The sequence below is a fragment of the Micromonospora sp. KC207 genome, assembly GCF_004348615.1.
GTDB lineage: Bacteria > Actinomycetota > Actinomycetes > Mycobacteriales > Micromonosporaceae > Micromonospora.
Genome location: NZ_SMKJ01000200.1, coordinates 1 through 13547, shown reverse-complemented (window position 1 = coordinate 13547; position 13547 = coordinate 1). Strand labels below are relative to the sequence as shown.

At 73.5% G+C, this 13547-nt stretch carries 11 protein-coding genes, 3 tRNA genes and 2 pseudogenes; 8 read left to right on the top strand and 8 right to left on the bottom strand.

Going from position 1 to position 13547, the window contains the following annotated elements:
* From E1258_RS22420 to E1258_RS22405, 4 genes and pseudogenes are all read left to right on the top strand, one after another.
* A pseudogene (locus tag E1258_RS22420) lies at positions 1-383 on the top strand (hypothetical protein); the annotation flags it as partial.
* 31 nt (positions 384-414) lie between these two features.
* The gene (locus tag E1258_RS22415) at positions 415-612 is read left to right on the top strand and encodes a hypothetical protein (RefSeq protein ID WP_007075167.1); all 198 of its coding nucleotides are present in this window, start codon (positions 415-417) and stop codon (positions 610-612) included.
* Between the two features lie 53 nt (positions 613-665).
* Positions 666-3113, top strand: coding sequence for an RNA degradosome polyphosphate kinase (locus E1258_RS22410; RefSeq protein ID WP_371688662.1), 2448 nt, complete (start codon positions 666-668; stop codon positions 3111-3113).
* Positions 3114-3128: 15 nt separating this feature from the next.
* On the top strand, positions 3129-4007 hold the full coding sequence (locus E1258_RS22405; RefSeq protein ID WP_132404572.1) for an NUDIX hydrolase: 879 nt from the start codon (positions 3129-3131) through the stop codon (positions 4005-4007).
* Between the two features lie 143 nt (positions 4008-4150).
* Here the strand turns inward: E1258_RS22405 and E1258_RS22400 are convergent, their stop codons facing one another.
* The 3 genes from E1258_RS22400 to leuC form a co-directional block, all read right to left on the bottom strand.
* Positions 4151-4870: an HU family DNA-binding protein gene (locus E1258_RS22400; protein WP_207919672.1), complete on the bottom strand. Its 720-nt coding sequence runs from the start codon at positions 4868-4870 to the stop codon at positions 4151-4153.
* A gap of 172 nt (positions 4871-5042) precedes the next feature.
* Positions 5043-5630: a 3-isopropylmalate dehydratase small subunit gene (leuD, locus tag E1258_RS22395; RefSeq protein WP_007075162.1), complete on the bottom strand. Its 588-nt coding sequence runs from the start codon at positions 5628-5630 to the stop codon at positions 5043-5045.
* Between the two features lie 17 nt (positions 5631-5647).
* The gene (leuC, locus tag E1258_RS22390; protein WP_132404568.1) at positions 5648-7090 is read right to left on the bottom strand and encodes a 3-isopropylmalate dehydratase large subunit; all 1443 of its coding nucleotides are present in this window, start codon (positions 7088-7090) and stop codon (positions 5648-5650) included.
* Positions 7091-7139: 49 nt separating this feature from the next.
* Between leuC and E1258_RS22385 the strand changes: the two genes are divergently transcribed.
* Positions 7140-7826, top strand: a complete 687-nt coding sequence (locus E1258_RS22385) for an IclR family transcriptional regulator (RefSeq protein ID WP_036374687.1) — start codon at positions 7140-7142, stop codon at positions 7824-7826.
* Between the two features lie 155 nt (positions 7827-7981).
* Here E1258_RS22385 and E1258_RS22380 read toward each other — a convergent pair.
* The 4 genes from E1258_RS22380 to E1258_RS22365 all read right to left on the bottom strand — a co-directional run bounded on the left by E1258_RS22380 (position 7982) and on the right by E1258_RS22365 (position 9441).
* Positions 7982-8054 (bottom strand) — tRNA-Glu (locus E1258_RS22380).
* Positions 8055-8238: 184 nt separating this feature from the next.
* A tRNA-Glu gene (locus tag E1258_RS22375) sits at positions 8239-8311 on the bottom strand.
* A gap of 129 nt (positions 8312-8440) precedes the next feature.
* A tRNA-Gln gene (locus E1258_RS22370) sits at positions 8441-8512 on the bottom strand.
* A 125-nt stretch (positions 8513-8637) separates the two neighbouring features.
* Positions 8638-9441 carry a fumarylacetoacetate hydrolase family protein gene (locus E1258_RS22365; protein ID WP_132404566.1) on the bottom strand — a complete coding sequence of 268 codons (804 nt, stop codon included), beginning with the start codon at positions 9439-9441 and terminating at the stop codon, positions 8638-8640.
* Between the two features lie 165 nt (positions 9442-9606).
* Here E1258_RS22365 and E1258_RS22360 point away from each other — a divergent pair, with 165 nt between their 5' ends.
* From E1258_RS22360 to E1258_RS22350, 3 genes are all read left to right on the top strand, one after another.
* Positions 9607-11016, top strand: a complete 1410-nt coding sequence (locus E1258_RS22360) for a hypothetical protein (RefSeq protein ID WP_132404564.1) — start codon at positions 9607-9609, stop codon at positions 11014-11016.
* Positions 11017-11065: 49 nt separating this feature from the next.
* Positions 11066-11935, top strand: coding sequence for a 3-methyladenine DNA glycosylase (locus E1258_RS22355; RefSeq protein ID WP_132404562.1), 870 nt, complete (start codon positions 11066-11068; stop codon positions 11933-11935).
* Positions 11936-12019: 84 nt separating this feature from the next.
* Complete coding sequence (locus E1258_RS22350; protein ID WP_132404560.1) at positions 12020-12730, top strand: hypothetical protein; 711 nt, start codon at positions 12020-12022, stop codon at positions 12728-12730.
* A gap of 94 nt (positions 12731-12824) precedes the next feature.
* Here the strand turns inward: E1258_RS22350 and E1258_RS22345 are convergent.
* A pseudogene (locus E1258_RS22345) lies at positions 12825-13403 on the bottom strand (GNAT family N-acetyltransferase); the annotation flags it as partial.
* Positions 13404-13547 lie beyond the last annotated feature (144 nt).

Sequence of the window (13547 nt, the reverse complement as noted above, 5' to 3'; positions counted from 1 at the left end):
CGCTGCGCGCGATCGCCGCCGGGCCGGCAGGGGTACGCCGGTTCGTGGCCGACGCCCCGGGTACCGGCACCGTGCTGCTCGCCGCGCCGCCCGGCGTGCCGCTGGACCCCCGGTTCGGGGTCGGCTCTGCCGAGGCGCACGAGGCCAGCGGGGCGTTGCCGCTGGCCGGCGACTGGCCCACCCTGCGCCGGGACGTGGACACCGCCACCGACCTGGCCGCCGCCGCCCGGCTCGGGCTCGGGCCGCGCACCGCCGGCCTGGCCGCCAGGGCGAGCCGGCGGGCCGCGCCGGCTCAGCCACCCGGACCGACCGGACCTCGGCCCGGCCCACGCGTGACGGGTTCGACCGGCGTGACGGGTTCGACCGCGGGCCGCGCGGGCTGAGCGACCCGCCGCCCCGGTGTACGGTGCTGGCATGCAGGGCACCGTGGCCACCTACGACGCGGCGACGCGCAGCGGCGTGCTGCTCCTCGACGACGGCAGCGAGCTGGCGTTCCCGGCGCGGGCCTTCGACGCCTCCGGCCTGCGGCTGCTCCGGCTGGGCCAGCGGCTCCGGGTCGAAACCGACGCCGCCGGGGAGGTCGTCCGGGTGACATTGCCGACGATGCCTTGAGCTCCCTGCCCAAGTTCATTTTGCGTTAACCCGTTTCGGGACATCATGGGCGGGTGAGCACCCCTCGCGAGCGCCCCACCGACCAGGCCACCGGCCCGACCGGCGACCGCCAGCCCACCGAAGACCGCCCCGTGCCCGGCGACGCGGCGACCCGCCGCAACGGCTCCCGACGGCGCGGCGCCGACGGCCGGTACCGCCCGCGCGACACGCCCGGCGCGGCCCGGGACGAGCCGGCGGCGGCCGGGCCCGCCCCGGTGGCCGACGACCCGCCGGCGGCCCCGCTGGGCCGGGCGGCGGCCTCCGCCGGGCTGGAGGAGGTGCTCGACGCCGCCCCGCAGCCGCCGACGCCCGTGGTGGGGCCGCCCGACGCCGGCCCGGAGTCCGCGCCCGCCCCGGACGACGGGTCACTCTCCGACGACGAACCCGCGCCGCCGGCGCCGCTGCCCGAGGATCGGTTCCTCAACCGGGAGCTGTCCTGGCTCGATTTCAACGCCCGGGTGCTGACGCTGGCCGAGGACCCGCGCACGCCGCTGCTGGAGCGGGCCAAGTTCCTGGCGATCTTCGCCAGCAACCTCGACGAGTTCTACATGGTGCGGGTGGCGGGCCTGAAGCGCCGCCAGTCCGCCGGGCTGCCGGTACGCGGCGGGGACCGGCTGCCGCTGCGTATCCAACTGGAGCGGATTGGCGAGCGGACCGCCGAGCTGGTCGGCCGGCACGCGACCTGCTTCGTCGACGACGTGCTGCCGAAGCTCGCCGCCGAGGACATCCGCATCCTGCGCTGGACGGACCTGGACGCCCCCGAGCGGGAACGGCTGCGCACCTACTTCCGCGAGCACATCTTCCCCGTGCTCACGCCACTGGCGGTCGACCCGGCGCACCCGTTCCCGTACATCTCCGGGCGGTCGCTGAACCTGGCCGTGGCGGTCCGCGACCCCGACGGCGGCTCGGAGCTGTTCGCCCGGGTCAAGGTGCCGAACAACGTGCCGCGCTTCGTCCGGGTCGACCGGGACGCCCCCGGGCTGCGGGTGCTCCCGGTCGAGGAGCTGATCTCGGTGCACCTGGGGCAGCTCTTCTCCGGCATGCAGGTCGTCGAGTGCCACCTGTTCCGGGTCACCCGCAACGCCGAGGTGGAGGTCGACGAGGACCGCGACGAGGACCTGCTCCAGGCCCTGGAACGGGAGCTGGCCCGCCGCCGGTTCGGCCCGCCGGTGCGGCTGGAGGTCGCCGCCTCGATCTCCGACCACATGCTGGAGCTGCTCGTCCGGGAGCTGGACATGGACAGCCACGACGTGCTGCGGGTGCGCGGGCTGCTCGATTTGTCCGCGCTGTGGCAGCTCTACGGCGACGCCGACCGCCCCGACCTGAAGGACCCGCCGTTCGTGCCGGCCACCCACCCCCGGCTCACCGAGGGCGAGGTGCCGCGCAGCGTGTTCGCCACCCTGCGCGACGGCGACGTGCTGGTGCACCACCCGTACCATTCGTTCGCGACCAGCGTGCAGCGCTTCGTCGAGCAGGCCGCCGCCGACCCGGACGTGCTGGCCATCAAGCAGACCCTCTACCGCACCAGCGGGGACTCCCCGATCGTCGACGCGCTGGTCGACGCCGCCGCCGCCGGCAAGCAGGTGGTGGTGCTCGTGGAGCTGAAGGCCCGCTTCGACGAGGTCGCCAACATCGGCTGGGCGCGCACCCTGGAACGCGCCGGCTGCCACGTCGTGTACGGCCTGGTGGGCCTCAAGACCCACTGCAAGACCGCCCTGGTGGTACGCCAGGAGGGCAATCAGATCCGCCGGTACTGCCACATCGGCACCGGCAACTACCACCCGAAGACCGCCCGGCTGTACGAGGACTTCGGCATGCTCACCGCCGATCCGGAGATCGGCGCCGACCTCACGGACCTGTTCAACGTGCTGACCGGCTACAGCCGGCAGACCGCGTACCGGCGGCTGTTGGTGGCCCCGCAGGGCATCCGGCGGGGGCTGGTCGAGCGGATCGAGCGGGAGATCGCCCACGTCCGGCTCGGCATGCCCGGGCTGGTCCAGTTCAAGGTCAACTCGCTGGTCGACGAGGAGGTCACCGACGCGCTGTACCGGGCGTCCCGGGCCGGGGTGCACGTGGACCTGCTGATCCGGGGCATGTGCACGCTGCGCCCCGGGGTGCCGGGGCTGTCGGAGAACATCCGGGTCCGCTCGATCCTCGGCCGGTTCCTGGAGCACTCCCGGATCTTCCGGTTCGGCAACAACGGGGCCGCGGAGTTCTGGATGGGCTCGGCCGACCTGATGCACCGCAACCTGGACCGCCGGGTGGAGGCGCTGGTGCAGGTGAGCGACCCGATCGCCCGGGCCGAGCTGGATCACGTGCTCACCGCCGCGTTCAGCCCCGACGTGGAGGCGTTCGAGCTGCACGGCGACGGCTCCTGGACCCGGCGGACCGGCACGGCGCAGACCCCGCCGACCCATCTGCAGGACCTGCTGCTGCGTCGGGTCGGCGGCACGGCCGGATGAGCCTAGGCTGAGCGGATGCCGGAGCGGGAACGCGTGATCCGGGCGGCGGGCGGGGTGGCCTGGCGTCCGGCCGACGGAGGCGTGCTGGTCTGCCTCGTGCACCGCCCCAGGTACGGCGACTGGTCGCTGCCGAAGGGCAAGCTGGAGCCGGGCGAGCACCCGCTGCTGGCCGCCGTACGGGAGGTCGCCGAGGAGGCCGACGTGCGGGCGGTGCCGCAGGTTCGGCTGCCCACCGTGCGGTACCGCAGCGAGGGCTGGCCAAAGGTCGTCGACTACTGGTCGATGCTGACCGTCGGCGAGGGTGGCTTCCAGCCCGACACCGAGGTCGACGGCATCCGCTGGCTGCCCGTCGGGGAGGCCGCCCGCCTGGTCAGCTACCCGCACGACGCCGAGGTGCTGACCGCGTTCGCCGCCCTCCCGCCGGTCACCGCGACGGTGGCCCTGGTCCGGCACGCGCAGGCCGGCCGGCGCGGCGCCTGGTCCGGCCCGGACGCCGGCCGGCCGCTCGACGCCACCGGCTGGGCCCAGGCGCACGCCCTCGCGCCCCTCGTGGCCCTGGTCCGCCCGGCCCGGCTGCTGTCCGCCTCCGCCCGCCGGTGCGTGCAGACCCTCGACCCGGCCGCCGCCCTGCTCGACCTGCCGATCGAGGTGACCGGCGACCTGGACGAGCCGCTGCCCGGCCAGGACCCGCACGAGCGGGCGCTGGCCGCCGCCGCCTGCCTGGCCGAGCTGGCCGCCGCCGGGGGCACGGTCGGGGTGTGCAGCCAGGGCAAGGTGATCCCCGGTGCGCTGGAGCGCCTCGCCGGCTGTGCGGATGACTTCACCACCCCGAAGGGCGGCGGCTGGTTGCTCACCTTCGCCGCCGACCGCCTCCTCGCCGCCGACCGCTTGTAAGGAGGGGCCCCTTCCTAACGCATACGGTAAAGAGGGGTTCCCTTCTCACCACCCGACCGCAACCGCGCCCGCACCCGCCAGCCGGGTCCGGCACACCACGGGACGCCCACCGTTCGGCTGGGCGTCCCGACGGTGCCGACCGGTCAGCGCTTGGTGGTCGCCTTCTTGGCCGGGGACTTCTTCGCCGGTGCCTTCTTGGCCGCCGTGCTCTTGGCCGCCCCGGTGGTCCTCTTCGCCGCGGCCGATGTGGTCGCCGCCGCCGACTTCTTCGCCGGGGCGGCCTTCTTGGTGGCGGTCTTCGCTGCCGTGGTCTTGGTCGCCTTCGCCGGGGCGGCCTTCTTCGTCGCGGCGGCCGACTTCGTGCCGGCCGCCTTTGCCCCGGCCGCCTTGGCGGTGGCGGCCTTGGCCGTGGTCGCCTTGGCCCCGGCGGCCTTGGCCGTGGTCGCCTTGGCCCCGGCCGCCTTGGCCGCCGTCGCCTTGGCCCCGGCCGCCTTGGCCGCCGTCGTCTTGGCCGTAGTGGCCTTGGCCGCCGTCGTCTTGGTGGCGGCCGTGGCGGTCTTCTTCGCCGCCGCCGTGGCCTTCGGCACCTTCCCGCTGGCCACCATCTCCTTGAACCCGGCGCCGGCCCGGAAGGTCGGGACGGATGTCTTCTTGACCTTCACCGCCTCGCCGGTCCGCGGGTTGCGCGCTGTTCGGGCACCCCGGACGCGCTTCTCGAACGCTCCGAATCCGGTGATCGCCACCTTCTCGCCCTTGGTGACCGCCGCCTGGACCTCAGCGAGGACCGCGTCGAGCGCGGCCGTCGCCGTCCTCCGGTCCCCCAGGCGAACGGCGAGCGCCTCGATGAGCTCGGCCTTGTTCACGACTTCCTCCCGATTGTGCAACTGACTCGACGCGAGCCATTCTGCGCGCACGGTATGCCCTGTGCTGCCTGGACACAAACATTCGGCGGAAAAAAGCCCTTGTGTCGCAACGGATTCGCCCCCACCGGCGGGGCCGGTGGGGGCGGAAACCGATGCTGGATCGGGCGTACGGCTACGCCACGGAGGGCAGGAAAGGCCGCCGGTCGCGCTCGTAGGAGGTGATGTCGGCCTCGTGCCGAAGGGTGAGTCCAATGTCATCCAACCCCTCCATCAGCCGCCAGCGGCTGAAGTCGTCGAGGGGAAAGGGCCAGGTGGCGTCCCCGGCCCGGACCTCGCGGGAGGTCAGGTCGACGGTGACCGGGGTGGCCGGGTCGGACTCGACGAGAGCCCACAACTCCTCCACGGCCCGCAATTCCAACTCGACTGGCAGCAGACCCTCCTTGAGGGCATTGCCACGGAAGATGTCGCCGAACCGGGGCGACACCACCGCCTTGAACCCCCAGTCGCGCAGAGCCCACACGGCGTGCTCCCGGGACGACCCGGTGCCGAACTCCGGGCCTGCCACAAGAATCGACGCTCCCGAATACGCCGAATCGTTCAACACGAATGAAGGGTCCTCCCGCCACGCGTTGAAGAGCCCGTCGGCGAATCCGGTCCGAGTCACCCGCTTGAGGTACACGGCAGGAATGATCTGATCGGTGTCCACGTTGGAACGGCGCAGCGGCACGGCGGTGCCGGTGTGCACGGTGAACTTGTCCATCTGGCGCGGCTGCCCTTCTAAAGGTCGGCGGGGGCGGCGAGCCGGCCGACCACGGCGGTGGCGGCGGCGACCGGCGGCGACACCAGGTGGGTACGTCCGCCCCGGCCCTGGCGGCCCTCGAAGTTTCGGTTGGAGGTCGAGGCGGATCGCTCGCCCGGGGAGAGCGTGTCCGGGTTCATGCCCAGGCACATCGAGCAGCCGGCGAAGCGCCACTCGGCCCCGGCGTCGGTGAAGACCTTGTCCAGCCCCTCGGCCTCGGCGGCCTCCCGGACGGCGGCCGAGCCGGGCACCACGAGCATCCGTACGCCGTCGGCGACCCTGTGCCCCCGCAGCACGTCGGCGGCGGCGCGGAGGTCCTCCAGCCGGCCGTTGGTGCAGGAGCCGACGAAGACCACGTCGACGGAGAGGTCACGCAGCGGGGTGCCCGGGGTGAGGGCCATGTACTCCAGGGCCCGGCGGGCGGCGGCCCGCTCGGACTCGCCGGCGAACTCCTCCGGGTCCGGCACGGCCGCGCCCAGCGGCGCGCCCTGGCCCGGGTTCGTGCCCCAGGTGACGAACGGCGTGATCCGGCCGGCGTCGAGGGTCACCTCGGCGTCGAACGTCGCGCCCTCGTCGGTGGGCAGGCCCCGCCAGTACCGCACCGCCGCGTCCCAGTCCGCGCCCGCGGGCGCGTTCGGCCGCCCCTTGAGGTACGCGAAGGTGGTCTCGTCCGGCGCGATCATGCCGGCCTTGGCGCCCCACTCGATCGACATGTTGGCGACGGTCATCCGCCCCTCCATGGACAGCGCGCGGATCGCCTCGCCCCGGTACTCCACGATGTGCCCCCGGCCACCGCCGGTGCCGACCTGGGTGATCAGGGCGAGCACCAGGTCCTTGGCGGTGACGCCGGGGCCGAGCTGGCCGGTGACGTTCACGGCCATCGTCTTGGGGCGGCTCTGCGGTAGCGTCTGGGTGGCCAGCACGTGCTCGACCTCGCTGGTGCCGATGCCGAACGCGAGCGCGCCGAAGGCGCCGTGGGTGGCGGTGTGGGAATCGCCACAGACGATCGTCATGCCGGGCTGGGTGACGCCCAACTGCGGGCCGATCACGTGCACGATGCCCTGGTTGGCGTCGCCGAGCGGGTGCAGCCGCACGCCGAACTCGGCGCAGTTGCGGCGCAGCGTCTCGATCTGGGTGCGGGAGGTGGGGTCCGCGATCGTGAGCAGGTCGCCGCGCCGCTGCGAGAAGGCCGGGTTTGCGTACCCCGTGGGGGTGTTGTGGTCCTCGGTAGCGAGCGTGAGGTCGGTGCGGCGCACGCGGCGGCCGGCGAGCCGCAGGCCGTCGAACGCCTGCGGGCTGGTGACCTCGTGCAGCAGGTGCAGGTCGATGTAGAGCAGGTCCGGTTCACCGTCGGCGGACCGGACGACGTGCGCGTCCCAGACCTTCTCGGCCAGGGTCCTCGGTCGAGTGTCTCCCACCATCTGGACATCCTAAATTCTGGGAGGTAAATTTCGGCTTGTGGGACACAGTATGAGCGGTGTCGGCGTTCTCGACAAGGCGGTGGTCATCCTGGCCGCCTGTGTCGACGGCGCCAGCCTGGCCGAACTCGTTGAACGCACCAAGCTGCCCCGGGCCACCGCGCACCGGCTGGCGCAGGCGCTGGAGATCCACCGGATGCTGGTCCGGGACACCCAGGGCCGTTGGCGACCGGGCCCCCGGCTCGGTGAGCTCGCCAACGCCGCGCCGGACGTGCTGCTCACGGCGGCGGAGCCGCTGCTGGCCGCGCTGCGCGATGCCACCGGGGAAAGCGCCCAGCTCTACCTGCGGCGCGCGGACGAGCGAATCTGCGTGGCCGCGGCCGAGCGGGCCAGTGGGCTGCGGGACACCGTCCCGGTGGGCTCGGTGCTGCCGATGACCGCCGGCTCGGCGGCGCAGATCCTGCTGGCCTGGGAGCCGCCGGAGGCGGTGATGCCGCTGCTGCCCCGCTCCAAGTTCACCGGGCGCACCCTCGCCGAGGTGCGCCGGCGCGGCTGGGCGCAGAGCGTCGCCGAGCGGGAGGCGGGCGTGGCGAGCGTCTCGGCCCCGATCCGCGACCGCACGGGGCGGGTGATCGCCGCAGTCAGCATCTCCGGCCCGATCGAGCGCCTCGGCCGCCGCCCCGGCGAACGCCACGCCATGGCCGTGGTCAGAGCCGGCCAACGCCTGAGTGGTCTCTGACCCCACTCCACCCCCGTTCCGGTGATCAAGAGGTGTGCGTCACGTGTCGCGCCGATCGCAGGCAAGGCCCCTGATCACCGCGAGCAGAGGGCTGAGGTGGGGTGGAGACGGGGGAAGGCCCGGCTCACCGGGGGTGAGACGGGCCTTCCGTGGCGTAGCCCCGACCGGATTCGAACCGGCGCTACCGCCTTGAGAGGGCGGCGTCCTGGGCCGCTAGACGACGGGGCCAGAACTTTCCTGCTTCACCGCCCTGCCGGACGGTGCCGCTGTAGTCTAGCGACGGACCCCGGGCCGGCGCACGGGGGGTGGGCGGTCGCCCCACGGCATCCCGGCCCACCAGGCCGGTGAGGCGAACCGTGTCCCGGATGCGAAACAGCCCGTCTCACCGGAGCGAGACGGGCTGGACAGAGTGTAGCCCCGACCGGATTCGAACCGGCGCTACCGCCTTGAGAGGGCGGCGTCCTGGGCCGCTAGACGACGGGGCCAGAACCTTTTGCTTCACCGCCCTGCCGGACGGTGCCGCTGAACTCTACCAGAGATCATCCTGGCCCGCTCAGCGGGCCAGGGCCACCCCAGCTTGATCCAGCGACCGACGCTCTCACGAACACCGGTTGCTGGGGTACCAGGACTCGAACCTAGACTAACTGAACCAGAATCAGTCGGGCTGCCAATTACCCCATACCCCATTGGCACCTTGCGGTGCCGTTCGTGCCTTGCGGCACCGGAGAGAAACTTTACCCTCCCACCTCCGGCAGGCCAAATCGGGGGTCCGAAACCGCATCTGGCCTGCGGCTTCGGGCTTCCCGACGGCTCAGGTCACCGGGACCACCGGGTTGCTCAGCTCCCCGATCCCCTCGATACGCACCGTGACCGTATCCCCCTCCGTGAGCGGGCTAACCCCCGCCGGAGTGCCCGTGAGGACCACGTCCCCGGGGAGCAGCGTCATCACGTGCGATACGTACGACACCAGGGCCGGCACGTCGAAAACCATGTCCCGGGTACGCCCGAGCTGCCGCACCTCCATCTCCTCCGGGTCACGGCCCACCTCGCACCGGACCTCCAGGTCGGTGACGTCGAGTCCGGTGGTGATCCACGGGCCGATGGGGCAGAACGAGTCGAAGCCCTTGGCCCGGGTCCATTGCCCGTCGGAGCGCTGGAGGTCCCGCGCGGTGACGTCGTTGGCGCAGGTGTAGCCGAAGATCGCCCGCTCGGCGGCGGCCCGGTCGGCCCGGCGGGCGCCCGGCGCGCCGATCACCACGGCCAGCTCCGCCTCGTGCTCGACCTGCTTGGAGAAGATCGGCAGCCGGATGGCGTCCCGTGGCCCGATCACGGAGGTGGACGGCTTGAGGAAGAGCAGTGGCTCCTTGGGCACCTCGTTGCCGAGCTCGGCGGCGTGCTCGGCGTAGTTGCGACCGACGCAGACCACCTTGCTGGGCAGGATCGGGGAGAGCAGCCGGACATCGGAGAGGGCCCACCGGGCGCCGCTGAACTGGATCTGGCCGAATGGGTGACCCTCGATCTCGGCGATGGTCAGGCCCTCCGGGCCCGCCCCCGGTTCGCCCTCGACGACCCCGAACGACATTCCCTTGGCATGAGCGAAACGAGCGATACGCACCTGGCCAATCTAGCCCCGCCCGCGCGGCCCGGCGTCGGCACCGGCCGTCCGAGGTCCGCGACGGGCCAGCGTACGCCGCAGGCCGCCGCCGGGGGCCGGCTTCGCCGCTTCGTACCCGCACGACGGGTCGCCGCCCCTAACCTCGGCTACCGGAGGTTCGTTCGTATGCCTGCATCGAGACGGCACCACAGGGCCCTCGCAGTGTTCGTACACTGCCTCGGCATTCTCGCCGCCGCACCGGCGCTGCCCACGGCGGCGACACCCAAGGCGGCTGCACCGCCGGGGGCGTTCCGCGCGGCGGCGGCCACCGTGACACCGACACCGACACCGACGCAGCCGGACGCCGCAGCGCCACCGCTGGTCTCCCCGTCCGTGGTGGTGCCGACGCGGGGCGCACCGTCACCGGTGACGGTGGTGGTCACGCCGGCCGGCACGCCGGCCCCGGGCTACCAGGTCCAGGTACGCAACACCGGCAGCCGGCCCGTGGCCACCACCGTGCGCCAGGAACTGCCGCCCGGGACGTCGCCGACCTGGGTCACGCCAGGCGGGCGGACCACCCGCTCGGCCGCCACCACGGAGGTGACGTGGCAGCTCCGGCTCCCGGCTCGCAGCACCACGACCCTGCACACGGCGCTCACCACCGCCGCCGCGGGGCGCGCCCTGTCCTCGCCGGCCTGCGCCTTCGCCGCCAACGGCAACCGACCGTACGACTGCGCGACCGCGACCTGGAACCGTGCCGCGGCGCCGGTGGCCCAGGCCACCCCCGCGCCGACGTGGCGGCGGCCCCCGGCGCTGCTCGCCGCGCTGGCCGGCGTGCTCCTGCTCACGGTCGGCGGGCTCTGGTGGTGGCAGCGGCACCGCCGCGCGCGGGCAGCCACCGGTGCCACCGGCGCGGGCAGCCACACCACGCACTCGGCGACCGGACGCGCCGGCACGGGGACCGTCTTCGCCGGCACCGGTGCCGGGTTCACCGGCCGGGGTGGGCCGGCGGCGACCGGCCCGGATGGCCAGTATTCCCGTCCGGTCACGCCCGTGGTCATGGCCCGCCGCCGCAAGCCCCCGGTGTGGCTGGTGGTGGGAGGTGCCGTCGCGGTCCTGGCCGGCGTGGTGGGGGCCGCGACGGTGACGGCCACCCGGCGGGTCGCCGCGATCGACACGACCAAGCAGCCGACCGCCGGGGCCTGGGTGGGTACGGGCACGACCGGGGTGCTCGGCGTGCCGCTGCGGGAGCAGGCGCTGGAGTTCACCGTCTACCGGATCGCCTGCTCGTCGACGCCGTCGGCCGCCGCACGGCAGTGCCAGGTCACGGTCGGGGTGCGCAACCTGACCCCCGAGCAGCAGACCTGGCACGGTCAGATGCAGCGGGCGTACCTGCCGGGCGGCACCTTCGTCAGCACCGACGAGGCTGCCACCCGGCTGGCCAACCAGGGGCGGGACGTCTTCGCCCAGCCCCTCGCCGCGGGCAGTCGGCTGGTGCTGCCGCTGGTGTTCACGGTCGACGGCGCGGACCGGCCGAAGCGATTGGAGCTGCGCAGCGGGGTGTTCTCCGCCGGGGTGCGGGTCGACGTGCCCTGAGGTGCGGCCACCGGCGGGGGAGGCCCTGTGACGGTCGTACGCTGGTCCGGTGACCGCCGCCCTCGCTTCCGCCGTGCCGCTCGACCTGGCCGAGTGGCAGGCCCGGCGCCGTGCCCACGAGGAGCGGGTCGACGCGTGGCTGGCCCCGCACCTGGCCCGCCGCCGCACCGGGCGGAAGCACCCGGTGGAGGACTTTCTTTTCACCTACTACTCGCACCGTCCCGCCCAGTTGCGCCGCTGGCACCCGGGCGCGGGGGTGATGCTGCGTGGCGCGGACCCGGCCGAGTTCGGCCGGGACTACCGCGCCGCCGCCGCCGGGCTCACCCTCGACACCGAGGGGGTACGCGCCCGGCGGGCGGAGTCGGTCGGCTGGATCCGCGCCCTGCTCGCGGCGACCGCGGGCCGGCCGGCGCACCTGGGCTGCTTCGGTATGCACGAGTGGGCGATGGTCTACCGGCAGACCCAGGACGAGGTCCGCCACAACGCGTGGCCCCTGCGGCTCAGTCCGGAGCGCACCGCCGAGGTCGTCGAGGAGCGGGGCGTGCGGTGCAGCCACTTCGACGCGTACCGGTTCTTCACCGCGCCGGCCCGGCCGCTGAACGTGCTCACCCCGAGCCGGGAGCGCCAGCACGAGCTGGAGCAGCCGGGCTGTCTGCACGCCAACATGGACCTGTACAAGTGGGCGTACAAGCTCTCCCCGCTGGTGCCGAGCGAGCTGGTGGCGGACGCGTTCGCGCTGGCCCGCGAGATCCGCGCCCTGGACATGCGGGCCAGCCCGTACGACCTCGCCGCGCTCGGGTATCCGCCGGTGCGGGTGGAGACGGCGGAGGGACGGGCCGAGTACGCCGTCGCCCAGCGGGGCTTCGCCGAGCGGGCCGCCGGGCTGCGCGCCCGCCTGCTCGCCGCGCTGGCTGCCTGACCACCCGGTTTGGTACCTTTCATCACCTTTTGCGCTTGTCGTTCGTTGGCTCCCTGTACGCGGGAACCCGAGGAACGGAGCACCATGGCCAGACGATCACTCGCCGTGCGGGCGCGGGGCCTGATCCAACGGACCGCCCCCGGCATTCCCCGCTCCCGCAGGGAGGCGCGGACGTCGCTGGAGGCCCTCGCCACCCTGCGCCGGCAGGGCTGGCACCGGTCGGTGGGTGCCGCCCCCGTCGACGGCGACGGCCAACCGCTGCCCTGGTTCAGTTACGCCGCCGTGCGGTGGCTGGACGAGGTGCTGCACCCCCGGGTGCGGGTGTTCGAGTACGGCTCGGGGTCGTCGACCTCCTGGTTCGCCCGCCCCGGACGGGTGGGCGAGATCGTCTCCGTCGAACACGACGCCTCCTGGTTCGCCCAGCTTCCCCAGCCGACCAACGGGGAGATCCGGCACGCGCCGTGCGACGACGGCTGGTGGGACGGCTCGGCGGACTCCCCGTACGTGGCGGCGATCGCCGACGGGGCTCCCTGGGACGTGGTGGTGATCGACGGCGCGTCCCGCACCGTCTGCGCCCGGGTCGCCCCGAAGTACCTCGACCCGGCCGGCCTGGTGCTGCTCGACGACACGGACCTGCCGACGACCGATCCGGCGGCGGCGGAACTGACCGCGCACGGCCTCGGCCGGCTAGACCTGTGGGGCTTCAAGCCCGGCGTGCAACGGCTGACCTGCACCTCGGTCTTCAGCTGGGACTTCAACCACTGGCTGTGTCACCCGACGGTGCGCGATCGGTGACGGCCCCGTTGCTCCCGGAGCCATTCGGCCGGACCGCCGCGTCCGGCTCAACCGCCTCCCGCACGCCGCCCCGCAGCGTTGCTTCCGTGGGGCGTTCCGGATGGCCGCCGTGCGTCGCCCACTCGGGGGCGAGGATCGACATGACGGTGGCGTCGACCCAGTCGTCGCCGTCACGCAGTACCTGGCGCAGCACCCCCTCGGCGACGAAGCCGACCTTCTCGTAGACCCGGCGGGCCCGGGGGTTGAAGGCGAACACCTCCAGCGAGATCCGGTGCAGGCCGAGCCGTTCGAAGCCGTACCCGACGACCAGCCGGACCGCCTCCGTGCCCAGGCCCCGGTCGCGGCCGTTCGCGGCGAACAGGGTACGGAAGTTGCAGCTACGGTTCCCCTCGTCCCACTGGTTGAGGACGACCTCGCCGACGCATTCGCCGGTGGCGCGGTCGACGACGGCCAGGTCGAGCCGATCGGCCTGCGCGTTGCGGCTGCCGTACCACTCGCGCAGCCGCTGCTCGTCGTGCTCCCCGGGCGGGCTGCCGGTCAGCCGGCACACCTCGGGGTCGGTCAGGGCGGCGCGGAAGGTCGACACGTCGTCGGCGACGAACGGGCGCAGGAGCACCCGCTGCCCGGCGAGGGTCGGCTTGACGGAGAAGTCGGGCGTCGGATCGGTGTTCATGCCCGGGCAGACTACGGGCGACGCCCGCCCACCGCCCGCCATTTCGCCCCGGCGACCGGCGGCGCCACGATCAGTCGCCGTCGACGCGGCGGTCGCGCTTGCGCTGCGCTTGGCGCTTCTTGTCGGCGAGGCGGCGTTCCTTCG